This is a genomic window from Clostridium frigoris (assembly GCF_018861865.1).
GTDB lineage: Bacteria > Bacillota > Clostridia > Clostridiales > Clostridiaceae > Clostridium_AD > Clostridium_AD frigoris.
In genome coordinates, this window is the sequence record NZ_JAHLDV010000033.1 from 1 (window position 1) to 25,176 (window position 25,176).

Genomic DNA, 25,176 nt, shown 5'->3' on the forward strand with positions numbered 1-25,176 from the left:
AGATTCCACCTCACGGTGGACACCCTTGTCTTAAGCTAACGGTTAGCACTATCGGCCCCCGTATCGGACTTTCACCGACGAGTAAACGCCCATGCCGGGCACACTAAAAAAAAGAGAACATTTCTGTTCTCCTTGTTTAGTATTTTTAATTTTTCATAATACGTTTAAATATCTCGTTTTTCAAAAACATAATAACCCGCAAAAGCGAATATTACGGAATATATAGCGGATAATCCTAAAGCAAAAGCAAGTGTTGTTCCACCAATAGGTGATCCTGAAGTAATAAATCTAGAGAAATTAGACATCCCAAGTGGAAGATATTTACCCCAACTAAAATACATAGCTACCATATTTATTATAGTACTACCAACGAAAAGCAAGAACAAAGAAAATCCTGTAGCCATTGATCGAGAACGAGATATTGCTGAAATTGCAAACGCTATTATTACATATACAAGTACTTGAAGATAATCAAGTAAAAATACAATAATTGTTTTTAATGCGGCTGGAATATACATTATACTACTGCTTGTCCATAACATTTCCTTAGCACCTATTCCATTAAACCCAAATAATACCCCCATCATTATAAAGTTCAACAAAAATGTTGCTACCAAAAGTTCAAGACCATAAATTATTGTAGTTACAAGTTTTGCAGAAAGGATTTCATAACGTTTATAAGGCCTTGATATCATCATTTTCATTGTACCTTCTGAAAATTCGCCTGCAACTAAAGCTGAACATGCTATTATAACAAAAAGCGCAATAAGTCCACTATACCCAGCATTTGTAGAAAACTCTGTGCTTCTTGACCAAACACTCTTTTGTGATTCTGGTTTGATATTATTACTAAGTCTGTACTCACCTTCAGCGATCCCTTTTTTAAGTGATCCCGTAAATGCTTTTGCCGAATTATCCTTACCATCCTCAGCCTGTTTTAGCTGAGTTTTTTGAATTGTTAAATTAGTTTGTAATTCTTGTTTCCACTTCTGCGAAACCTTAACATCATTTGGAATTTTCTGAGATACAGTATAATATTTATAAATACCAGCTGCTGCCAATATAAGTATAATCATTATTAAAAACATTACTTTCGCAGAAACTCTTTTCCATAATTTTGTATTTTCTATTGAAACAAGTGTAAAAAAACTACCCATTTTATTTGCCCTCCCCTGTAAGCTTCATAAATACATCTTCAAGTGATTGTGTCTCTTGTTTATCCATACCCAAAATAGCAATACCCGCAGTTGTTAATGTTGTAACTATTTCAGGTACACGCTCCTTAGTTGTTTCAATATGTACTCCATCACCTAATATACTACTATTTATATTAATGCTTGTTAGAAGTGAAACTGCCTTCTCATTATTATCAGATTCTAATACCATAATTGTTTTGTCGTCAACCTTCGTCATATTAAGGAGTTCTTCAACAGATTTTATCGTTATAATTTTACCTTTGTTGATTATTCCAACTCGGTCGCACATCTGCTGCATTTCGCCTAAAATATGACTAGATACAAGCACTGTAAGGCCAGTCTCTGATGCTAACTTTCTAAGTAGCACTCGCATTGCCTTAATTCCTGCTGGATCAAGCCCATTTGTAGGTTCATCAAGTATAAGAAGTTTAGGACTATGTAGTAGTGCTTGGGCAATTCCTAAACGTTGCTTCATCCCTAACGAGTAAGTTTTTACTTTGTCTTTTATCGCTCTCTCAAGGTCCACTATTTTTACTACTTCATTGATACGTGTCTGATCTACACCTTCATATATTTTAGCAAATATTTTAAGATTATCCATGCCAGACATATATTTATACATATCAGGATTTTCAACGATGCACCCAATATTACGCATTGCCCCTTTAAAATCATCTTTTACCGAGCATCCCCCAACGTAAATGCTTCCCTCAGTGATTTTTGATAACCCAACAATCATTTTAATAGTAGTAGATTTTCCTGCTCCATTAGGTCCTAGAAACCCAAATATTTCTCCTTTTTTAAGTTCAAAGCAAATGTCTGAAACTATTGTACGTTTACCAATTGTTTTTTTAAGATTGTCAATTTTCAATACTTCATTAGTCATAATATGCCTCCTTGTGTAACTTACCTTCACCTTTATATTTTACTATACTTTAAATATAAAACAACATAAAACCCTTATAACGTACATTTTTCTTCATAAACGGAAGTATCAGTGTCACCCACATGGCAACTGGCAAGTTTAAAATTAGTAATATTAAAACGAAAAAGATGGATTATAAAATATCCATCTTAATAACTATATATTGGTTTTACTTATTATACAAAACTCAAAGACTTATTTTACTTCTATTTGAGATTTTATTTCTTTTAGATGTTTGATTAAATGACATTTTAAAAACAGTATAATTATCTTCAAATGATAGTTGAATGTCACTACCATTCTTTTTAGCTATTTCTTTAATATTGAAAAGACCATAACCCCTATTATCACCTTTTTTAGTAGAAAATCCTCTTTCAAATATATTTTCTATATTATCTGGTTTTATTGTTCTTCCACTATTCTTAACCTCTATAATATTAGCATTTCCTTCTTCACCTATATTTAATATAACAATCTTATCCTCTATACCATTTATAACAGCTTGAAAGGCATTATCAAGTAAATTATTTAGTATATCTGAAATTTCATAATCATTTAAACTATTATCTAATGAATTATTTGTCACATTAAACAAGAATTTTACATTTAATCTATCTGCATCACAGAGTTTGTTATATATTATAGCCTTAATTATAATATTATCTATATATATAATGTCTTCGATAATATCATCTGGATATTTAAGTGACATAATATATTTTCTTAATTCATTTTTAACTTCTTTTTCACTACTTACTTCTACTATTGCATTTATAGTATTTAAATAATTTTTAAAATCATGTTGTTTTCGTCTTGTCTCTTCTACTATATCAAGTAATATAGGCTTATACATGTTTTGAACTTCTAAAACCTTTTTATCCTCACTTATTTTATTTATATAATAATATAAAAATATATTTAACGATATCATTGATATTATAATAAAAATGTATACTAAGAGATTATCTAATATTATATTTTTGTTATATTCCCATATAAATTTAGAAAGTATAATATATAACCCTAAATTAATTGCAAAATAATATAATATCTTAGAGTCCAATTTCATGACTTTCTTTGCTATTTTACTAAAGTTACATCTTGTTATAATAAAGGCACAAATTAATTCTATTAAAAGAAGAACAATTCTCATTACATATTTGCTAGAATACGGAAATCCGACTAAATTTGCACAACTAATTAAAAGTATTTGCAATATCATATTTATACACGATAATACAATAAATTCTACTATTGTCCTGATAAATGGTCTCTTATACATAATCTTTATCAAAATTATCATACTCATATACCTAATAAAAAAATCCACATAAACATTTGCTTTGTTTATTATGATTAGTATAATTATTTCTATTAATATTACAAATATATTTTTCAACCAATTATTTTCATCCTTAAGACAAAATTTCGACCATAATAACATAAAGATAAACAATTCAATAAAACTAACTAAAACATATTGAAACACAACTATCATCTCATACTCTCCTGTTCATAACAAATCCAATTTAACAACATTTTGGAAGCTTCAAGTGTGCCATCTTCTATAAGTGGCAGTTGTCTAACCTAGTAAAATTGCTTTGGTGGCAGTCTAAATCTGCTTCCAAAGTTGTTAATATTTCAGCTCCGCAGGAGATGATTTAATTACTGAAACTGTTCCATTATTGCGTTTTTGAATTTATAACCTAAAGGAGCATTTTTATCATAATTTTCAAAATAAATTTCACTCAATTTATTATCTACATTCTCTATTTTCTTTATATAGTTAACGTTAACCGCAAATGATTTATGACACTGAACTATATTTTTAGAATTAATAAGCTTAAGAATTTTACTAAGTGCCAAATTATTAACTTTATAAACACCATTTACTGTATGTATCATACATTTGCGAAGATATACCTCTATAAAAATCGTCTCATCAATATATATTTTTACATTGACACCTCTTTTAATTTCAATTACTATATATTTTTTTACTTTATTCTTTTCATTTATATTTTCAATATGTGATTTAAAATGTTTTGTCATATTAACTACATCTGACATATCATATGGTTTTAATATATAATCATAACAATGAACTTCTTTAAATGCCTTAGTTAAATATTCAACATGAGTTGTTAAAAAAATAATGAAGCTAAACTCGTATTTGGGTATTTTTCTAATCTCCATTGCGAAATCTACTCCAGATGAACTATTTAAACATATATCCACATAAAAAACATCTATACTGTAGATGTTTGTAATTTCTAACGCCTCATCTTTATCACAAGATTCATATATATTTATACCTTTATCTATTTGATGTATCATCTTTTTTAGACTTTTTCTCTGCAGCATATCATCCTCTACTATTAACACATTCATTGGTATCTCCTTTAATCCTGGTGCCACACACGTGGCAAGTGGCAAATGGAAATTTAATACCCACCACAGTCATTATTTTGTTGTAATTTTTATGTTTTATTATTTAAAACTATAATAATACTATTATATCATAAACTTTTACTAAATTAGAGATATTTTGTAATATTATAAGTTCTAAACATTATTTTTGTTAGAGATACATTGCCTTTACTAATATATAGTTTATGCTTTATTAAATAACTCATCTTCACAATTAAAATGGCTAAAATCTAAGAGTAGAAAAACTCCTCGATTTTAGCCATTCATTTATCATCCCAAAAACATTTTAGAAAAAGTTAATATATCCATTTTCTTGATAATAACACATTCTTATAGATTCTAAACAATTATTCAATAATTTTCACTATTTTTCATATAATTCTATGGGCAAATTATCTGGATCACTAAAAAAAGTAAACTTTTTTTCTGTAATCTCATCAATTCTAATATCCTCAGTTATAATATTTTTACCATTCAGTTCTTTTATTGCAACCTCAATATTATCCACCTCAAAAGCAAGATGCCTTAACCCTCTTGCTTCAGGATAACTAGGTCTAATGGTTGCTTTAGGAAACGAAAATAATTCTATCTGATAATTCCCCCCGACAGATAAATCCAGTTTATACGACTCTCTCTCTTTTCTATATACCTCTTTAATTATATGTAATCCTAAAATATTAACATAGAATTTTTTAGATACCTCATAATTAGAACAAATAATAGCTATATGATGAATTTTATTTAACTTCATTATTTAAAACTCCTTATTTTTTATTATATCTTAGCTTTTACCTTTATTAATAAATTAACCTAATACATATAACTATAGGACACTCCATTAATGAAGTACCCATAGCTATAAATAATTGCATATACTATAAAGCTAAAATATCTCTTCTAAATCAGTTACAATTTTATCGGCTAGTCCTAGTGAAATGATTTCATCGGACATTAGCCACCAATCTTTTCTGTAATTTTTTGTATAAAGTTTATCTGTAATATTTGTATTTGCAACAATGAAATCTTTAACTCTTTTTTCTTGCCGTTGAGTAAATTCAAAGTTATCTAAAACTTTATCTGTATTACCCATAGCCCCTGTACTACCGGAATGGATTAGGGCTGTTGTATCTTGAAACACGTACCTGTGACCTTTTGAACCAGCAAGTAACATTAAACCACCTGAACTATAAGTTTTACCAAGACCTATAGTATACACTGGTGTTTTAGAAAGTTGAAGCACGTTTATGAAATTAAGTACCGCAGGTAACTCCCCTCCATTAGAATTTATAAATATTTTAATAGGAGTTCTTTCCTCAGGAGATTTACCTTTATCTTGTTTATTCCATTTTATAACCATTAGTGAAAAATCAACCAGACTATCATCAATATCAAAATTCCAAAATATTTCTCTATTTCTAGTTCTCTCATAATAATCTAAGGTTTCTGGGTCTGGTAGATTCATTTTTGTTAATTCCTTAACCTCATCATCAAAAAATATATCCCAGTTCTTATTTACGCTCATAACTAACCCTTCTTCCTTTATATTATTATTAAATCGTATATTATATTATATGTATGCGGTTAACCTTTCCCACATTCAAACACAAATAAATATATTTTATTTTTATTACTCTTATGTCTATCTTCACAGTTCTATATCCTTCCAACTTGCCTTGAAACTAGTTTTCCAAAGAATTATATTAACTATAATAAGCACTAAAACATAAACACAAACAAGCATTATATTGCTCCTAATTAATATATGAATTAAAGCAAAAAATCCAAGAAGCAAACTAGTTACTAGCGATGGTCCTATAAGTTTTCCGCTATCTGATGTGGCAAACTTTACACTAAACGGCATTGCCTTATTTGATAATTTAAAATACACTAAAGATAATATTAAAAGAACTAAAAACATAACTATTAAATCTATAATTATTGATGGACCCTTAAATACTAAGAACACAATGGCATCTAACAAATAAAGAGGAATTATAAGTTTAAATAGAGTTCCTTTTACTGCTCCTTTTAATATTACTCCTGGATTTTCTATTGGTAATACCTTGTATATAAATGCTCCCTTAAAACTATCACTATTATTTATAAAAGCTGTACAAAAACATAGTAAGAATATACTTATATACATAAACAAATGAATCTTCCCACCAAACCCTGTTTGTATATTATCTGTAAATGATTTACCATTTCTGTCCATAAATATAAATAGAACCGGCATAAACACAGCCATTGCAAGTGTTGGATACACCTTAAGCTTTAGGTTTCGTTCTGTAGCTATCATATTTTGTGTGAACTTAAACATACTCTTTTCTATGTTATTCTTGCAAACAAGTGACGCTATAAATTCTTTTCTATTTTCACTTTTTCTGCTTACAGTTCCTCCCTTAGAATTTAATTTTTGAAGGTTCTTTTCAAAATATGGTACTACCTTTTTAAAATAAAGCATAATTAAAACAATTGGCCCCACTACTGCAAGTACTAATAAATACATTAACATAGGTTGTTTATTACCATCTATCAATATTCCAAAGGGCGCTGCAAACCACATGGATGGTAGTAATACATGCCAAAGCTTAGGTATATACTCACTATTCATATTTGAAACATCAAAAACCCTAACAACTAGTTGATATCCAAATGCAAATACAAAAGCTAATAATATTTGAAAATAATTTATTATATCTTTAAGTTTCTCTCCATCAAAAAACTTTAAAACTATGGTATATAAAATGGATGTTAAAGTTATAACTATTAAAACCGAAAAGATAGTTTCAATAGAAAATATTATAAAAAATAAAACTCCATATTTTATTGTCCCAATAAGGAGTGGAATTAAATTTAATGACAGGGTCAGTCCCGCTAAATATATACATATATGAGTAGTTTTTGCTGCATTAAAAGTTTTATTATCTATGGGCTTTGGCAATAATATACTTTTCTCGGTTACATCTAATAATACTGCTGAAAAGTCAGATATCATAAGTGAAATCATCATAAATAGATTTATACCTATTACAATATTTGTAGCTTTCATAGCTGGCATATTAACATTCATTATTAGACCAATAAAAACACTCATAAAAGCATTAAACATAAGCAAACTTAGGTAATTATTCTTACCGCGGCCCTCATCAATCTTTTTATTCTTTCCCATGACATTGCTTATCCTTCTGCCATCCATAGTTAATTTTATCTGTAGAATCATTCTCATAATTTTATAGTTAACTCCCAATTTTACATATACTGTTTGGAATTTATCTAATATCCTAAGCACAAAGAAATTTTTCATAACTACACCTCCTCAACCAAGGATACAAATTTTTCAGCAATCTGCGTATGCTCATTAAACCCTGTTAACTGATTAAATATTTCCTCAAGTGAACCCTCCTTTTGATTATTCTTAAGCTGCTCAAAACTTCCATCAGCAACTATTTGGCCATCCTTTAGGAGTATTATTCTATCACTTACCTTCTCTACAACATCCATTATATGCGACGAATAAAATATCGTTTTTCCTCCCTTTGCAAGAGTTTTCATTACCTCTTTAAACACCATTACACTATTAGCATCGAGTCCACTTAAAGGCTCATCAAAAAATAATATATCCGGATTATGAATTAAACTACATATTATAAGTAACTTTTGTTTCATTCCTTTTGAATATGAAGATATTCTAGAATTTATAACGTCTTTCATTCCAAATAACTCCATTAGTTTTTCTGCTCTCTCTATAAGTTTTTTCTCTTCAAGGCCATATATTCCACCTAAAAAGCTTATATACTCATATGCAGTTAAATTTTCATATATGTCTGCAAGCTCGGGTACGTAACCTATTTTCTTCTTATACTCTATACTTCCATTGCTTATATCTTGTCCCAGGATTTCCACAGTTCCAGTGTATCCTTCTAATATACCTAACATTATTTTAATAGTAGTACTTTTACCAGCTCCATTAGTCCCTATATATCCTATAATCTGACCACGAGGAATCTCCAAGTTTATACCATTAAGCACCAGCTTATTACCATAACTCATTTGTAAATTCTTTATTGATATTATGCTTTCTGAATTTTCTATCATTCTCACCCCTAAAATGTTTTATATGTTTATGTGCTTTATTATACTACATAATTTGGCAACTTAAATATAAGAACTTTGTATAATATATGGATTATGTTACAATTATAGTTGAATTATTATTTTGAAAACGTTTTATAATAAATTAATAGAAAGGATGGGTCTCTATGAATATAATTTTTGAACAAGATACAAAATCTTTTCACTTGCAAACTGGAAACACAAGCTATATTATGCAAATATGTAATGACGGTTATCTAGCACATCTTTATTGGGGAAAGCGTTTAAGAAAGGCAGTTTACAATGAACTTTTATCGCCCAAAGCAAGAGATTCTTTTTCTCCTAACCCAATCAATGGAAATACTCTTTTGTCACTGGACACACTACCACAAGAATATCCCGCCTATGGGAATACAGATTTTCGCGTGCCAGCTTATGAAGTGCAACTTGAAAATGGGACTACGATAACAGACCTTAGGTTTGTTTCTTATAATATTTCCAAAGGAAAAACTAAATTAAAGGGGCTGCCATCAACTTATGTAGAAAATGAAGGTGAAGCTTTGACCTTAGAAATAGTAATGTTTGATTCCCTAATTGGTCTTAAGGTTGTCTTATCTTATAGTATTTTTGATGAACATGACGCTATAACTCGTAGTGTTCGATTTGTAAATGAAGGAAATACCAATTTAAAACTTCTACGCGCTTTAAGTATGAGTGTAGATTTTAATAAAGATGAATTTGACTTCATGCACCTTTCAGGTTCATGGTCACGGGAACGACATATTAAAAGAGTTCCCCTTACTAGTGGAAACAAGTCTATAGAGAGTAGGCGAGGTGCAAGCGGTCATCAGCAAAATCCTTTTATTGCGCTACTTAGCCAAGATAGCACTGAAGATTATGGTGATGTATATGGTTTTAGCTTAGTTTATAGCGGTAATTTTTTAGCTCAGGCTGAGATTGATCAATATAATACTACTAGGGTTTCTATGGGCATCAATCCCTTTGGATTTTCATGGCTACTTAAGCCTTGTGAGACTTTTCAAACACCGGAAGTTGTTATGGTTTATTCCTCTGAGGGTATTGGTAAAATGTCTAGAACTTACCATAGGCTCTATAGATCACGTTTATGTAGAGGGAAATTTAGAGATGCCGTAAGACCAGTTCTTGTTAATAACTGGGAGGCTACATATTTTGATTTTAATGCAGAAAAAATAGAAGATATTGCAAAGGTAGGAAAAGAACTAGGAATTGAACTTTTCGTATTAGATGATGGATGGTTTGGGAAAAGAGATGACGACAAAAGTTCCTTAGGTGATTGGGTAGTTGATAAAAATAAGTTACCTAAAGGACTCGCTGACCTTGCAAATCGCGTAAATAAGCTTGGTTTACAATTTGGATTATGGTTTGAACCTGAAATGATATCACCTAATAGTAATTTGTATAAATTGCATCCTGATTGGTGTTTACATGTTCCTAATAGAACTAGGTCACAAGCTAGAACACAATTAGTTCTTGATTTATCAAGAAAAGATGTTTGCGATTATATTATAAAATCAGTAAAAAGTGTTTTAAAAAGTGCTCCAATTACTTATGTTAAATGGGATATGAATAGAAATATGACTGAAATAGGATCAGATTTATTACCTCCTGACAGGCAGAGCGAGACTGCCCACCGATATATGTTAGGACTTTATAGTGTAATGGAATCATTAACAACAAGCTTCCCTAATATATTGTTTGAAAGTTGCTCCGGTGGTGGTGGACGTTTTGACCCAGGAATTTTATTTTATATGCCACAAACCTGGACAAGTGATGATACTGATGCAGTGGAAAGGCTTAAAATACAATATGGAACAAGCACAGTTTATCCTGCAAGCACTATGGGCTGCCATGTTTCTGCCGTTCCTAATCACCAGGTATCCAGAAATACTTCCCTTAAAATGAGAGGAGATGTAGCCATGTCTGGAAATTTCGGATATGAGTTAGACCTTACAAAATTCTCAGATGTTGAAAAGGAAGAAGTAAAATTACAGATTTTAAAGTACAAAGAATTAAGGGAACTAATTCAACATGGAGATATGTATCGACTACTAAATCCATTTAAGGGAAATGAAACTGCATGGATGTACGTATCTAGCGATAAATCAGAGGCATATATTAGCTATTTTAGAGTTCTTGCAGTTCCTAATGAAGCAACTAGAAAATTGACTTTAAAAGGCCTCAATCCTGATATGGATTATATCATTACAGGAAAAGAGGATCTTTATGGGGGTGACGAGCTAATGTACTGCGGGCTTAATATACCCGACCTAAATGGTGATTATTGCAGTAAAACTTGGAGAATTAAGGGTATAATGTAACACTAAATAAAGACTCAAAGAAAAACTCCTATACCCTGTTAAGTGTCAAAGCCTAACAGCATAGGAGTTTTTTATGAATTAATCAAATTTTATTATTCAAATTCACTCTTCTAAACATTTTCTCATTGTAAATTCAAAGTGAATATCCTTTGAGGAATCTATAAGATATTCTTTGTGAACTGTCGCTCCCCAGCTATCATCCCCACCTACTCCCATTTGCTTTGCTGCAATGGTTACCACTGTATAATTAACTTTTGGTAGTTCATTGTGATGCAATGCATTTTGAAGCTCAAAGGCTGTATATGGAGATACTCCTAATTCAAATGGTAATTTATTAGATTCAAACTCAATACCAAATCCATTTTTATCTTTTATCTTAGCCCATCTAACTCCAGTGTGGTTTCCACTTTCCTGAGGTACAATGTACCCAGAAACATTTTGCGCTACAGATTTTTCGTAAATTCCAAGTGTTGCTCCATGAAGCCTATCCACATAATTTTCTTCTGGTCCACGGCCATACCACTTGAAATTATCATAATCCGAAGATAATTTAAATGTCATTCCAAATATAGGGAGCTCAGGCATTCCTTTAATGCCTTTATAACCACAACTTACTTTAATTTCACCATTAGAATATACAGTATAGGCTACCTTAACTTCAGCCTTGCTTGTTGTTAGCAGTGCGTATGTATATTCTACGGTAATGCTATAATCATCTTCAGTTACCTTTACATCGATGCAGCTTTGGAACATACTTGCTTGAAGCCATTGTCCACACCTAAAACCATGATTAGTTCCCTTGTCATTATCCGTCATAGCTCTCCAATAAATAGGCATTGGAGCCCTAGTTATCATTTCTTTACCTTCATATCTAAGAGATACAATTCCGCCTTCTTGTTTTGAAAATAAAACACTAAAATCATCATTTTTAACTCCAATATTTACATCTCCATGGACAACTTGAATCTTAGTTAACTTTTTAGCATCAATAATTCCCTCTACATTAAATACATACTGATCAGTGGCTACTTCATGCCCTGCATCTGCCCAAATATTATTATTCTTAAGTTTAAATGAAACAGTCAAAGCATATTCCCCAAAAGTTTTCATCTGTGGAAGTTTAAGACTTATATATTTTTCTTCACAAGGATTAACAATAACTGTTATAAAGTCTTTATAAATTTCTTTTCCATTAAGATCTAGGCAGTACTCCAAAATATAATCAGAAGTATCTATAAACAGATTTTTATTTTTCACTAAAACTCCATCTCTACCAGTAATTAATTTTACATTTTGATAAAGTTTTTTTACTTCGCTAACCTTTGGAGAGGGTTTTCTATCTGCATAAACTATTCCATCGCCACAGAAATTATAATCCGTTGGTCTATCATCAAAATCTCCTCCATAAGCCATAACTTCCTGATTAAACTTATCCTTTTTAATTATAAACTGATCTATATAGTCCCAAATAAAACCACCTTGGTAAAGCTGATATTTGCTTTCAAGCTCCACATATTTATGCAGTGCTCCACAGGAATTTCCCATAGCGTGCATGTATTCACAACTTATATATGGTTTTTCTGGAGCATTATTTAAATACTCTTCAATTTCAAAAACCTTAGCATACATTCTGCTTTCCATATCACTAGTTTCTTTAAAGGTTCTATCCCAAAATATACCTTCATAATGAACTAATCTTGAAGGATCTTTTTCTCTAAAATACTTTGACATTTTATATATATTTTCTCCACCAAAGGATTCATTCCCACAAGACCATATTAAAATGGACGGATGATTCTTATCCCTTTCAAGCATAGACGTTGCCCTATCAAGTATAATGTCTAACCACTGTTTTTTACTGCCCGGAATAACCCAATCAGGTTTAATTTGACCCATTTTTTGCCAAGATCCATGAGTTTCTAGGTTAGTTTCATCTATTAAATATATGCCATATTCATCACAAAGCTCATACCAATGTGTTTGATTAGGATAATGAGATGTTCTCACCGCATTTATATTGTTTTGCTTTAAGAATTTTATATCCCATAACATATCTTCTTTAGTAATAGCTCTACCTTTTCTACAGTTAAATTCATGACGATTTATGCCCTTAAACACTATACGTTTTCCATTTATAGTCATAATCTTGTTTATCATTTCAAAACTTCTAAATCCAACCTTTTGCGAAACAACCTCTACTACTTTTCCATCAAAACCTCGAATAACAGCAAGCATTTGATAAAGATATGGATTTTCAGCGCTCCAAAGCTCTACGTTATTAACATTTATAGTCAAAGACATGTTATGTTCTAAAGATGTTCCAATTTTTTTTGCCACAACTATCCCATTTTTATCCATGAATTCTAAATCTATTGTAGAATTAATTTCTCCCTTTATTTTTAAATCTAGATTTAAAACTGCATTTTTATAAGACTTATCTAGGTCTGTTTTAACAAATAAATCTTGAATATGAGTTTCTGGAACAGAATATAAATATACATCCCTAAATATTCCTGAAAAACGCCAGAAATCTTGGTCTTCTAGCCAGCTTCCTGTGGATCTTTTATATACCTCCACAGCAAGCTTGTTTTCTCCTTCTTTAATATACTTAGTTAAATCAAACTCTGCTGGGGTAAAGCTATCCTCACTATACCCTACAAATTCACCATTTAACCAAAGGTAAAAAGCATTTTCCACTCCTTGAAAAGAAATATATACAGGTCCTGCTTTAATATTTTCATCAATATCAAAATACTTTACATAACTTCCCACAGGATTATATTCTTTAGATACCTCGGGTGGTAATAACTCACTATGACCATCCCAAGGATACATGGTATTTATATATTGTAATTTATCATAACCTTGAAGTTGTATATGTGCAGGAACTTTTATATCCTTAAAGCAATGACAATCAAATTCAGGTTTATAAAAATCTTTAATTCTAGAGCTTGGATTTACCGCAAAACTAAATTTCCAATTTCCATTTAAACTTTGACGAAGGTCCATTTCTCCAATTGATTCTTCTTCTTTTGTCAAATAATATTTATGATCTGAGTGAGCATCAATTCTGTTAACAGCAAAAACTGATGTATCAGAAAGCCAATCTAAACTTGGTATTTTAAAATTCATAATTTCATCCCCTATAGTTTCTATTTATTATAATACATATTATCCTTTAACAGAACCTAGCATTCCTGCAACGAAATGTTTCTGCATTAGAAAGAAAACTATTGCCGTTGGAAGTGTCGCTATTACAATTCCAGCCATAATCATTCCATAATCTGGAGAATAAGATGAGCCCATGGTAGAAATAATAAGTGGAACTGTTCTATTTTCTGGACTTTGTAGTGCAATAAGAGGCCACATGTAATTGTTCCAACTGCTCATAAACGTAATAATTGCAGCTGCTGCATAAGTAGATTTCATTGTAGGTACGTAAATTCTCGTAAATATTTGAAATTCATTTAATCCATCAATACGCCCTGCTTCTAAAATATCCTTTGGAAAAGATTTTGTATTTTGCCTAAAAAAGAATATTAAAAATGCAGTAGATATACTAGGAATTATTACTGCAGCTGCAGTGTTTAGACCAAAAACTTTAAAGGTACTAAACATTTTAAATAATGGTATCATTAGCGCTGCAAACGGAATCATCATAGATAATAACAAAATGTTAAAAACTCTGTCACGAGCCTTATTCCTATATATTTCAAACCCATATCCTGCAAAAGAGGCTACAATTAATGCTAAAATCGTTGTTATAATAGAAATCTTAGCTGAATTCCATAAAGAGGTGGCAAAGTTCAAATCAGAATTAAAAAGGTTTTGCATATTTTGCAGCAATTGCGTACCTGGTATTAATGATCCTTTAGACACATCTACTGATTCATTCGTCATACCTATAAGCATCCATATAAATGGTAAAATGGAAATTATGGATATTATACTTAAAAATATATATTTAAATGAGCTTTTTACATTTTTCATTTTTCATCACCTGCCACTTTAAATTGTATTAAGGATAATACAGCTATCATAATTACAATGGTAAAAGATACTGCTGCTGCATAACCGAAATTAGGACTATATTTAAAACTTAAATTGTATATGTACTGTGATATTGTAGTTGATGCATTTCCTGGACCACCTTTAGTTATATTCATTACTTCATCAAATAATTGCAAAGTACCTGTAGTTGACATTACCGTAGTAAATAGAATAATTGGTTTTAATAAGGGTACAGTAATATGAAAAAATTGTTTTACTCCAGTCGCTCCATCTATCCTTGCTGCTTCATAAATGCTTGGATCAATGTTCTGTAAACCAGCTAAATAAAATATCATATTATAACCAGTCCAACGCCAAGTTATAGCTATAATTATAGTTATTTTAGCCCAAAACGGACTTGTAATCCATTCTATTGGAGTAGTTATTAAATGTATGTTTATTAGCAAATTATTCATTAACCCATCATTTGAAAATAAACTTTTAAATATTACAGAATATGCTACCAAGGATGTTACACAAGGCAGAAATATTGCAGTTCTAAAAAAGCCTTTTAATTTTAAATTTTTATCATTTAACATTACAGATATAAACAATGCTAGCAAAATCATTATTGGAACCTGAACTACTAAATAAATAAGAGTGTTTGTAACTGCTTTTTTAAATATATCATCAGTAAATAGCCTAGTATAATTAGCAATTCCTACGAATTTTAGATTATTTCCCATACCTGATTCAAGTGATGTAATCAACGCTTTTATCATAGGATAGAAAACAAAAGAAATTATTATAAGTATACTCGGTATAGTAAATAACCAACCTGTCCTATCATAATTTTTGTTTAATCTACTTTTTTTCACAACGGCTGCGCCTCCCTTTTATAAGTTAATCCTTTGTTAATCATTAATTAACAAAGGATTATAATTAATCTATTTAACTACAGCAGATTCTGCTTGCTTTTGAGCATCTTTAAGTGCTGTATCAATATTAGCACCACTCTTAACTATAGATTGTACTGTTCCAGTTAACATATCTTCTATACTATATGTGTATAAACCATAGTTTACTGATGGTACTTTTGATGTCCATTTAGATAAATCAAGTGCTGTTTTTTGTCCACCATAAAATTCAACTGGTTTTTGATAATTAGCTGTAGTTGAAGATGCTTTTAATGTACTTATAAGATTAATTTTTTGTGCTAAGGTATTCATAAGTTCTTTATTACTACCAAAAGTTTTAGCAAGGAAATCTGAAGCTAATTCTGAATCTCCAACCTTATCTAAAACATACCAACTTGATCCTCCAATACTTGAAGAATTTACTGATGTTTTCACTGCCCCGAGTTTTGGTATTGCTGCCACTGCCCATTTTTTATTTTGATCAGTTGCTTTAGTTATTGAGCTTGAAATCCAGCATCCTGTTGGTACTGACGCAACATCACCTTTTTGGAAGGCTGCTACATATTGATCCCAATCAGAAATTTGTTTTACTATTCCTGATTCCATAAGCTGTTTATATACTTTAATACTTTCCTTTAAAGCTACATTATTTTCTAAATTTACAGTCTTTCCATCCTCTTTTACATACCATTGACCAGCAGACTGCATCATAACTCTTATTATTCCTAAATCGTTAGGATCTAAGGTGAGCATTGCTTTACCAGTTTTTGCTTTTACTGCTTTGCCAATTTGTATGAATTTTTCCCAAGTTATATTTTCCATGTCTGATTTTTTATATCCGGCCTTTTCTATTAAATCCGTTCTATAAAATAGAGCTGCAACACCACTATCAAAAGGAACTCCGTAAAGCTTTCCATTTAAACTATCTGATCTAAGCTTATAGTCCATAAAATCAGTAGTCTTAACCTTGCTAGACATATCTTTAAAAGCATCAGGATAAGAAGTCAAAAAGTTTTGTGATCTATAATCTTCAATAAGAACTATATTAGGTAACCCTTCCGTCGTATTAGAACTTAGATTTGTATTTAACTTTTGTACTATATCAGCTTGAGCCATCTCTACTATCTGTACATCTACCCCTTTGTGATCTTTTAAATAAATTGCTTTTGCTTCTTTAGCAGCAACCACATTAAAAGTTCCATCCCATGCCCATATTACAAGTTTTTTGTTTGTGGAAGTCGTTGTAGCACTTTTTTTGCTGTTTGTTCCACACCCAGCCATACTAAGTGTCATAATAGCAGTTAAAGCAATGGCTATTAGTTTTTTTGTTTTCATAGTTAAAATCCCCCCTGAGTTTCTTTTTCTTTATTTAAACGATTTCAATGATTTCTATTCTTAGTTTATATCAAATTTCAAAAATCAAATAGTAATATATTTATATAAACTTGTGTTATTTTAACAAATATATTTAAATACAAATAATGTATTTGTACTTTTTTAAGATTATATAATTTTTTATATGTATTTATAGATTTATTTAGCTAACTTATAGTTATAATTAATATAATCCTTTATCAATTATTGATTAACAAAGGATTATATTTTAAGTTAAGCTATTTAACTACAGCAGATTCTGCTTGCTTTTGAGCGTCCTTAAGTGCTGTATCAATATTAGCACCACTCTTCACTATAGATTGTACTGTTCCAGTTAATATATCTTCTATACTATAAGTGTATAAACCAAAGTTTACTGTAGGTATTTGTGTTGACCATTTAGATAAATCAAGTGCTGTTTTTTGTCCACCATAAAATTCAACTGGTTTCTGATAATTAGCTGTAGTTGATGAAGATTTTAAAGTACTTATAAGATTAATTTTTTGTGCTAAAGTATTCATAAGTTCTTTATTACTACCAAAAGTTTTAGCAAGGAAATCTGAAGCTAATTCTGAATCTCCAACCTTATCTAAAACATACCAACTTGATCCACCAATGTTAGAAGCATTTACTGATGTTTTCACTGCCTCGAGTCTTGGTATTGATGCCACTGCCCATTTCCCATTTTGATCTGTTGCTTTTGTTATTGAACTTGAAACCCAACATCCAGAAGGAACTGATGCAACATCACCCTTTTGGAAGGCGCTTACAAATTGATCCCAATCAGAAACTTGTTTTGCTATCCCTGCGTCCATAATTTTTTTATATGTTTTTATAGCCTCTTTTAATGCTACATTATTTTCTAAATTTATAGTCTTCCCATCATCTTTTACATACCACTGACCACAAGATTGAATCATTGCTCTTAACAATGCTAAATCGTTAGGATCTAATGTGAGCATTGCTTTTCCTGTTTTTACTTTTACTGCTTTACCAATTTCTATGAATTTATCCCAAGTCATATTTTCCATATCTGATTTTTTATATCCAGCCTTTTCTATTAAGTCTGTTCTGTAAAATAGTGCAGTCACACCACTATCAAAAGGAATTCCGTAAAGCTTTCCATTTAAACTATCTGATTTAAGCTTATAGTCCATAAAATTAGTAGTCTTAACCTTGCTAGACATATCTTTAAAAGCATCAGGATAAGAAGTCAAAAAGTTTTGTGATCTATAATCTTCAATAAGAACTATATTAGGTAACCCTGCCGTTGTATTAGAACTTAGATTTGTATTTAACTTTTGTACTATATCAGCTTGAGCCATCTCTACTATCTGTACATCTACCCCTTTGTGATCCTTTAAATAAATTGCTTTTGCTTCTTTAGCAGCAACCACATTAAAAGTTCCATCCCATGCCCATATTACAATTTTTTTGTTTGTGGAAGTCGTTGTAGCACTTTTTTTGCTGGCCGTTCCACACCCTGCCATACTAAGTGTCATAATAGCAGTTAGAGCAATAGCTATTAATTTCTTTGTTTTCATACTTAAAATCCCCCTTTAAATTTTATTTAAACGTTTACAAATGTTCACAACCTTATTTTATATCAGATTTCAAAATTTAAATAGTACTATGTTTATATAAACTTGTATTATTTTAACAAATAACAATTTATTGTTAACAATCGATTTGTATTTTTTTAACATTTTGTGATTTTCTTTGTATACATTTATATTAGTTGCTTGTAGTTATAATTGAAATAACTCTTGCATTACTATATACTGTAAATAAGAATAAAACAACAATTATTAAGAAATAATTTTAAAGGATCTGATTGCCTTGAGCGACCTATGCAAAATTTTAATAGTAGATGATGAGTATTTGTTAAGACAAGGTATAAAATATCTTGTAGATTGGAATAAAGAAGGCTTCGAAATTATAGGCGAAGCTTCTAATGGAAAGGAAGCTTTAGATTTTATAGAAAAACTTAAACCCCACATAATAATTTCTGATATAGTTATGCCTATAATGGATGGTGTAGATTTAGCAAAAATAGTAAAAACAAAATACCCTGAGATACAAATAGTTATTTTAAGTGGCTATAGTGATTTTAACTATGTAAAAGACACCTTCAAATTAGGTATAAATGATTATATTTTGAAACCAAAATTGGATCCTCAGGAGTTGGTTTTGCTTTTAAAAAACACTGCTATTAATATTCCCGGTTTTATTATGCCTACTCTTGAAAATAGTAATACTTTAAATATTAACAACTTATTAATAAAATTAATTTCTGGCTTTTATTCTAATTTAAATAAAAAAATACTAGATGATACTTTTTCTCTTGACTCTTTTTTGCTTATAGGCGATAATATAAAAAAAATAAATAACATAAATTCTATGAGTCTTTTATCTTTAAAATCTATTTTGTCTAAAGCTGCAAAAAAATATTTAAAAGACTTAATATACTTTGAAATAGAAGCCGAAAATAATTTTTTCTTAATTGTAATAAATTTAAAATCCGAAAATTATTTGAAAGTTATAGCTCAAATAACTCTTATGCTTTTTGAAGTTTCAAAAGACATTCCAGAAATATTCTTTGTGATAAGTAAGCTTTTTAATTCCTTGTATGAGTTAGAAGATATTTATATAAATAATTTCAAGCCACTACTTGGGTATAAATTTTATTTTAAGGGAAAAAGCCTTATTACTTATTCGCTATTACCTAATAATAACTTAAAAGAAAAATTTGATTTTAAATATTATTCTAGCCAAATATATTTACTTAATTTAGATAACGCATTAAATTATTTAAAACAGTACCTCTGCCTTTCTATAAATAATATTAGCATTAATGAATTCGAATTAAAAACACTTTTTGAAAATGCTCTTTATAATATTATAAATATTTTGGATGAGCTTAATTTTAATATGGATGAAATGGATAACTCAAAACTAGAATATTTTCAAAGGATAGATGAAACTAAATCTCCTGATGAATTATTAGATTTACTAGATATTATAACCAATGATACAAAATCAATATTAAATAATGATGAAAGTAAATTAAATGATCATATGATAAATAAAATTATTGATTACATCTCAAATCATTATTATGAGCAATTGTCTCTTAAACAAGTGGCTGATAAATTTCATTTTAACTATTACTATTTATCTTCATATTTTAGTTCTCATAATGCGGAGGGCTTTAGCGAATATCTTAATAAAATACGTCTTGAAAAAGCTGTTGAGCTTTTAGGCAATGAACAAATTCCAGTTTCAGAAGTAAGTTTTATGGTTGGATATTCAGATCATAGTTATTTTTGCAAGGTGTTTAAAAAATTCAAAAAACTTACACCAAGTAAATTCAGAAGAAACATTCTAGATGGCAAAAGAGGTTGACCAATGGATAAATTTATAAATAAATTAAGGAACAATAGCTTATTTTTTAAATTAACATTAATTATACTAGTTAGTAGTATATGTATTTCAGCTATAACTGCATTTACAATAATGAATATTTCAAAAAAAGTATTTATTAATAACTTTAGTGTTACAAACACTAAAAGCTTAAATGAAATTAAAGATAATTCTGCTGATTTAAATGATAAACTTATAAGTCTTATGAATACTGTAAACGATAGTTGGGCCTTTAGGCGTTACCTTAGTGAATATGACACAAGTATGATAGATTTATCCAATATTATATATAACATGAAACAGCATTTAAAAAATGATACTGCTAATTTAAACGCAAGAGACGTTGATTTTTTATTAATTGGAGTCAACAATTCTACATATATAGGAAGCTCTGCTTTATTAACAACTCCAATAAATGAAATTAAAAAAGATAAAATAACAAAAAACTCTCTTTTAAACCCAGATAAATTGCTTTACCAATATAATAACTCTGGATTTAATAGTTTAACTACGCATAGAAATGTTATTGTTGCTACAAAGGTATTGCACGATCAAAGGACAAAGCAGCAATTTGGCATGTTATATATAAGTATAAATGAAAATACCTTTAAAAAACTCTATTCTAACTTTACGACTAAGAGCAATGATGTTGCAGTAATATCAACAGATGGTACTATCGTATCCTCTAATAAGGAGAATGTTATCGGAACTATTGATAAACCCTTGCTTAATATAGCAAAAACAATAGCTACTGATAATCTTAAATTTAAAAATGTAAAATTAAACGATAAAAATTACACTATTTTAGCAGAATATATGCCGATTTACAATTTCTATTTAGTAAATCTTATAGATACAAACCTTGCTTTAGAAGATATGTATAATATAAAGGAAATAGTTCTTAATTGTGGATTAATAATAGCTATTTCAGTTTCAATTCTATTTGTAATTACAAGAAAAACTATAAACCCTTTAAGAGTTTTAGTAAAAGAAATGTCTAGAATAACTGAAGGTGACTTTAATAATCATATAAATTTAGCAGGAAGTTCTGAAATAAGAAAATTAAGTAGTTCCTTTAACTTTATGTTAGATGATCTAAATAATTACGTAGAAAAGTTACTTATTGCTCAAAAAGAGCAAAGAAAATTAGAATTGTCCGCTCTTCAAATGCAAATTAATCCTCATTTTATCTATAACACATTAGCCTCTATTAAATTATTGGTTTTAAAAGAAGATAAAGAAAAAGCAAGCGAAACTATAAATTCTTTCATCTCACTATTACAAAATACTATTAGCGAGACCAGTGAAACCATAACAGTAGAACAAGAAATAGAAAATTTAAAAAACTATGTTTTTATAAATGAAACTAGATGTGGCGATAATATAAAGGTTAATTTTCATGTGTTTGAACAGTGTATTAATTATAGACTTCCAAAGCTTGTACTTCAACCCTTTATTGAAAATGCTCTCTTCCATGCATTTTCTGGAAATGAGGAAGGACGTATACACGTATTTATATCTATAAAAAACAATAACCTACTCTGTGAAATAATAGATAACGGAATAGGCATAGAAGAAACACAACTACAAAGTCTATATTCATCCCCTACCTCTAAGCATATACATTTTACAGGTATAGGAATTAAAAATGTAGATAATAGAATTAAACTCCTTTATGGAAATGACTATGGAGTAACTATAACTAGTAAAATTAATGTAGGTACTACAATTAATGTTTCTTTGCCTTTAATAAATAAACCTTCGACTAATTAATTAATCGAAGGTTTATTAATTTACTTATTTATAACTTTCATAATGAACTCTTTCCTTATCAAATCTATCTACAAACTTATTTTCTTGACTATCTGGGTATCCTATTGGAATTATTGCGAAGGCTTCAATGTTATCAGGTAACTTAAACAAATTTTTTACGTAACTCATTCTTTCATCAATAGATGCTACCCCAAGCCAAACTGCTCCAAGGCCTAATTCTACTGCTTGTAAAAGAAGATTCTCTGATGCTGCTCCCATATCTTGTGGTACACACCCTGGTGCTAATAATCCATCTTTTCTAGATAAAAGAACAAATGTTACAGCTGAAGTCGCAACCATCTTTGAATAAGGGCTTGTTTGAGCTAGTTTTTTTAACATCTCTTTATCTTCAATAACTAAAAATTCCCAAGGTTGTTGATTTGCTGCTGATGGTGCCTGCATTGCAGCCCTTAAAAGTTTTTCTATTTTTTCCTTTTCTATTGGTCTATCCTCATATTTTCTTATGCTTCTTCTATTAAATATTGCTTCCATTTTGTTACCTCCATATTAATTAAGATTCTTCTTCTACTATGTTACTATTTTAACTCATTGTATCTTAATTACAAGTACGCACTTTATTATTACATAGTAACCAAAATGATACCTTATACTTCAAAAAACAAAAATAAAAAAATATGCCGACATCTCTATTAGAAATATTGACATATCTTTACTTATTTACTATTAATTATTGTTTTGCATATTTAGCTTTATAAGCGGCTAAATCATCACTTACAGATGTTTTTTCGAGTGCCTCAAATTCATCCTCTAAAGATTCAACTTTTAGCTCTCCTAACCCTTCTGCCATACATTCTTTTTCCTCTATCTTACGTTCTAATCTATCTAAATCAATATTATTATCTTTTGTTTTAATATTAGCTGTAATTGCATTAACTTGCTCTGCAGCCTCTGCTGTTTTTAGTCTAGCTATTAATCCATCTCTCTTACCTCTTAAATCTTTTAAATCTTCTTCTAGATCTACCAAGCTTTTCTTCAAACTATCTGCAGTAATTTTAGATGCATTATAAGATTTTGATAATGAAACGCTAGTAGCTTCACACTCTTTTTGTTTAGCAATTGCTTTGCTAGCTAAATCATCATTACCTTTTTCTATAGCTAGTTTTATTTTAGATTCCCAATTAGTAATATCTTCTTTTGCTGAATTCATTTCTCTTTCAAGCCTTTTTACATTACCAAAAACTACAGCTGATTTAGTCTTTGCTTCATTTAAAGATGCATCTTTATCTCTTATGGCTTGGTCTATAAGCGCTGCTGTATCCTCATTTGCATCCATTATTTTGTTAACTCCTGCTTTTAGGCTATTCCCTAATCTATCAAATATTCCCATTGTTTATATTCCTCCTTATTATCTTTAATGATTGCCTATATTGTATACTAGCTCTCCATGAATAGTCCAGCTATATTTTCCAGTTCTTCCTCATTATCTATATTTATATACTCAGTATCTGAGAGTCCATCAGTCATAATATACATCTGTTTATTATCCTCATTCTCTTTTTCTTGTAGTAGTATATACTTTTTATCATATGATTTGCTTTCTACTATTGCTAATATCTCAAATTCAACATTTCTTTCTTTATTATCATCGTATAATTCAAGTGTCTTAGTACTGTCTATTATACAATTTTCTTTTTTATCACAAGTCTTCACTCTGCATCCCGATAAACAATTACCACAAGAACTAAAAGGACACTCGTATGCACAATCTATACATTCACACTTAGAACAATTTTGAACTTGATCTAATTGACCTCTATACTTATTATAATATTGACTAACCTCTTTAGTATCATCTACAGCAAAATGCATTAACTTATTAGACTCTTTAGTAGATTTGTCTATTATATCAATAAACTCCTGTGATATTTTTTCAAACTTTAATGCTTTAACTTTATTCTTTAATGTATCATCTCGAAACTCATTAGAATATATCTTTAAAAATAAATCACCATGAGCTTTTACATAAGTATCATTCATTTTCCTTAAATATTCTTTTTCATTACCCATTAATTTTTAACTCCCCCTTACCTTTTATTTACGTCTTCTTTTAATATATTTGTACACATAGAACATTATTAATATGATTACAACTAAACTTGCATATCTTAAAATAGAACTACCAAAAGAATTTCCAAAAAACATCATTGGTATAAAACTTCTATGAGTATTGTAATTATTACTACCTACAATTGGTGTTTTATTGCCGCTATTGTTACTACTTGTACTTGTCGATTTATTAGTCGATGTTGATGGTTTACTAGTTGTTGATGTTGAAGGTTTTGTATAACTATTACTTGATTTAAATCCTCCACTACTGCTACTACTTGAACTTTTACTACTAGAACTACTATGACTACCACTTGATTTAAATCCACCAGACCTTGATTTAGCATATACATCAAAATTAATTGTTACAAGCATTACTACCATTAATAGTATTGATAATATCTTTGATAACTTCTTCAAGCTTATCTCATCCCCCATTTAGTTAAAATTCTTCATCACTAATATATTTATATTTATTACATAAAACTTACTAATATTCCTTAGATTTCTTTACTAATTTTCGACTTTTTAATTTTATAAATAAAATTAATCTAAACCATAATTGTCCACATTTACAATTATATAAT

General features: G+C 29.6%; 20 protein-coding genes. 3 read left to right on the plus strand and 17 right to left on the minus strand.

What is annotated here, in order from left to right:
* Positions 1-164: 164 nt before the first annotated feature.
* The 8 genes from KPL37_RS13075 to KPL37_RS13110 form a co-directional block, all read right to left on the minus strand.
* On the minus strand, positions 165-1,157 hold the full coding sequence (locus tag KPL37_RS13075; protein WP_216150060.1) for an ABC transporter permease subunit: 993 nt from the start codon (positions 1,155-1,157) through the stop codon (positions 165-167).
* 1 nt (position 1,158) lies between these two features.
* Positions 1,159-2,082 (minus strand): ABC transporter ATP-binding protein, encoded by a 924-nt coding sequence (locus tag KPL37_RS13080; protein ID WP_216150061.1) that lies wholly within the window; start codon positions 2,080-2,082, stop codon positions 1,159-1,161.
* A gap of 226 nt (positions 2,083-2,308) precedes the next feature.
* Positions 2,309-3,619: a sensor histidine kinase gene (locus tag KPL37_RS13085; protein WP_216150062.1), complete on the minus strand. Its 1,311-nt coding sequence runs from the start codon at positions 3,617-3,619 to the stop codon at positions 2,309-2,311.
* A 167-nt stretch (positions 3,620-3,786) separates the two neighbouring features.
* Positions 3,787-4,512 carry a LytR/AlgR family response regulator transcription factor gene (locus KPL37_RS13090; protein ID WP_216150063.1) on the minus strand — a complete coding sequence of 242 codons (726 nt, stop codon included), beginning with the start codon at positions 4,510-4,512 and terminating at the stop codon, positions 3,787-3,789.
* Positions 4,513-4,915: 403 nt separating this feature from the next.
* Positions 4,916-5,302, minus strand: a complete 387-nt coding sequence (gene gloA2, locus KPL37_RS13095; protein ID WP_216150064.1) for an SMU1112c/YaeR family gloxylase I-like metalloprotein — start codon at positions 5,300-5,302, stop codon at positions 4,916-4,918.
* A gap of 132 nt (positions 5,303-5,434) precedes the next feature.
* Positions 5,435-6,073, minus strand: coding sequence for an ATP-dependent Clp protease proteolytic subunit (locus KPL37_RS13100; protein WP_216150065.1), 639 nt, complete (start codon positions 6,071-6,073; stop codon positions 5,435-5,437).
* Between the two features lie 123 nt (positions 6,074-6,196).
* Entirely contained in the window at positions 6,197-7,858 is a 1,662-nt protein-coding gene (locus KPL37_RS13105) for an ABC transporter permease (protein ID WP_216150067.1), read from the minus strand.
* Between the two features lie 2 nt (positions 7,859-7,860).
* Positions 7,861-8,649 (minus strand): ABC transporter ATP-binding protein, encoded by a 789-nt coding sequence (locus KPL37_RS13110; RefSeq protein ID WP_216150069.1) that lies wholly within the window; start codon positions 8,647-8,649, stop codon positions 7,861-7,863.
* A gap of 164 nt (positions 8,650-8,813) precedes the next feature.
* Here KPL37_RS13110 and KPL37_RS13115 point away from each other — a divergent pair, with 164 nt between their 5' ends.
* Positions 8,814-11,006: an alpha-galactosidase gene (locus KPL37_RS13115; protein ID WP_216150071.1), complete on the plus strand. Its 2,193-nt coding sequence runs from the start codon at positions 8,814-8,816 to the stop codon at positions 11,004-11,006.
* A gap of 102 nt (positions 11,007-11,108) precedes the next feature.
* Here the strand turns inward: KPL37_RS13115 and lacZ are convergent, their stop codons facing one another.
* The 5 genes from lacZ to KPL37_RS13140 form a co-directional block, all read right to left on the minus strand.
* Entirely contained in the window at positions 11,109-14,138 is a 3,030-nt protein-coding gene (lacZ, locus tag KPL37_RS13120) for a beta-galactosidase, LacZ type (RefSeq protein ID WP_216150073.1), read from the minus strand.
* Between the two features lie 39 nt (positions 14,139-14,177).
* On the minus strand, positions 14,178-14,996 hold the full coding sequence (locus KPL37_RS13125; protein ID WP_216150075.1) for a carbohydrate ABC transporter permease: 819 nt from the start codon (positions 14,994-14,996) through the stop codon (positions 14,178-14,180).
* Entirely contained in the window at positions 14,993-15,874 is an 882-nt protein-coding gene (locus KPL37_RS13130) for a carbohydrate ABC transporter permease (protein WP_425514040.1), read from the minus strand. The genes KPL37_RS13125 and KPL37_RS13130 overlap by 4 nt, the downstream gene beginning before the upstream one ends.
* 69 nt (positions 15,875-15,943) lie before the next feature.
* Complete coding sequence (locus KPL37_RS13135; protein WP_216150077.1) at positions 15,944-17,248, minus strand: ABC transporter substrate-binding protein; 1,305 nt, start codon at positions 17,246-17,248, stop codon at positions 15,944-15,946.
* A 278-nt stretch (positions 17,249-17,526) separates the two neighbouring features.
* A complete protein-coding gene (locus KPL37_RS13140; protein WP_216150079.1) occupies positions 17,527-18,831 on the minus strand; it encodes an ABC transporter substrate-binding protein in 1,305 nt (434 codons plus the stop codon).
* Between the two features lie 295 nt (positions 18,832-19,126).
* Here KPL37_RS13140 and KPL37_RS13145 point away from each other — a divergent pair, with 295 nt between their 5' ends.
* A complete protein-coding gene (locus tag KPL37_RS13145) occupies positions 19,127-20,692 on the plus strand; it encodes a response regulator transcription factor (RefSeq protein ID WP_216150081.1) in 1,566 nt (521 codons plus the stop codon).
* Positions 20,693-20,695: 3 nt separating this feature from the next.
* Positions 20,696-22,483, plus strand: coding sequence for a cache domain-containing sensor histidine kinase (locus KPL37_RS13150; RefSeq protein WP_216150083.1), 1,788 nt, complete (start codon positions 20,696-20,698; stop codon positions 22,481-22,483).
* Between the two features lie 24 nt (positions 22,484-22,507).
* On the opposite strand, the gene KPL37_RS13155 is transcribed toward KPL37_RS13150, so the two are convergent.
* The 4 genes from KPL37_RS13155 to KPL37_RS13170 form a co-directional block, all read right to left on the minus strand.
* A complete protein-coding gene (locus tag KPL37_RS13155; RefSeq protein ID WP_216150085.1) occupies positions 22,508-23,014 on the minus strand; it encodes a nitroreductase family protein in 507 nt (168 codons plus the stop codon).
* 196 nt (positions 23,015-23,210) lie between these two features.
* Complete coding sequence (locus KPL37_RS13160) at positions 23,211-23,870, minus strand: PspA/IM30 family protein (RefSeq protein WP_216150087.1); 660 nt, start codon at positions 23,868-23,870, stop codon at positions 23,211-23,213.
* Between the two features lie 47 nt (positions 23,871-23,917).
* The gene (locus KPL37_RS13165; RefSeq protein ID WP_216150089.1) at positions 23,918-24,550 is read right to left on the minus strand and encodes a DUF1292 domain-containing protein; all 633 of its coding nucleotides are present in this window, start codon (positions 24,548-24,550) and stop codon (positions 23,918-23,920) included.
* A gap of 24 nt (positions 24,551-24,574) precedes the next feature.
* Entirely contained in the window at positions 24,575-25,009 is a 435-nt protein-coding gene (locus KPL37_RS13170) for a hypothetical protein (protein WP_216150091.1), read from the minus strand.
* Positions 25,010-25,176: the final 167 nt, after the last annotated feature.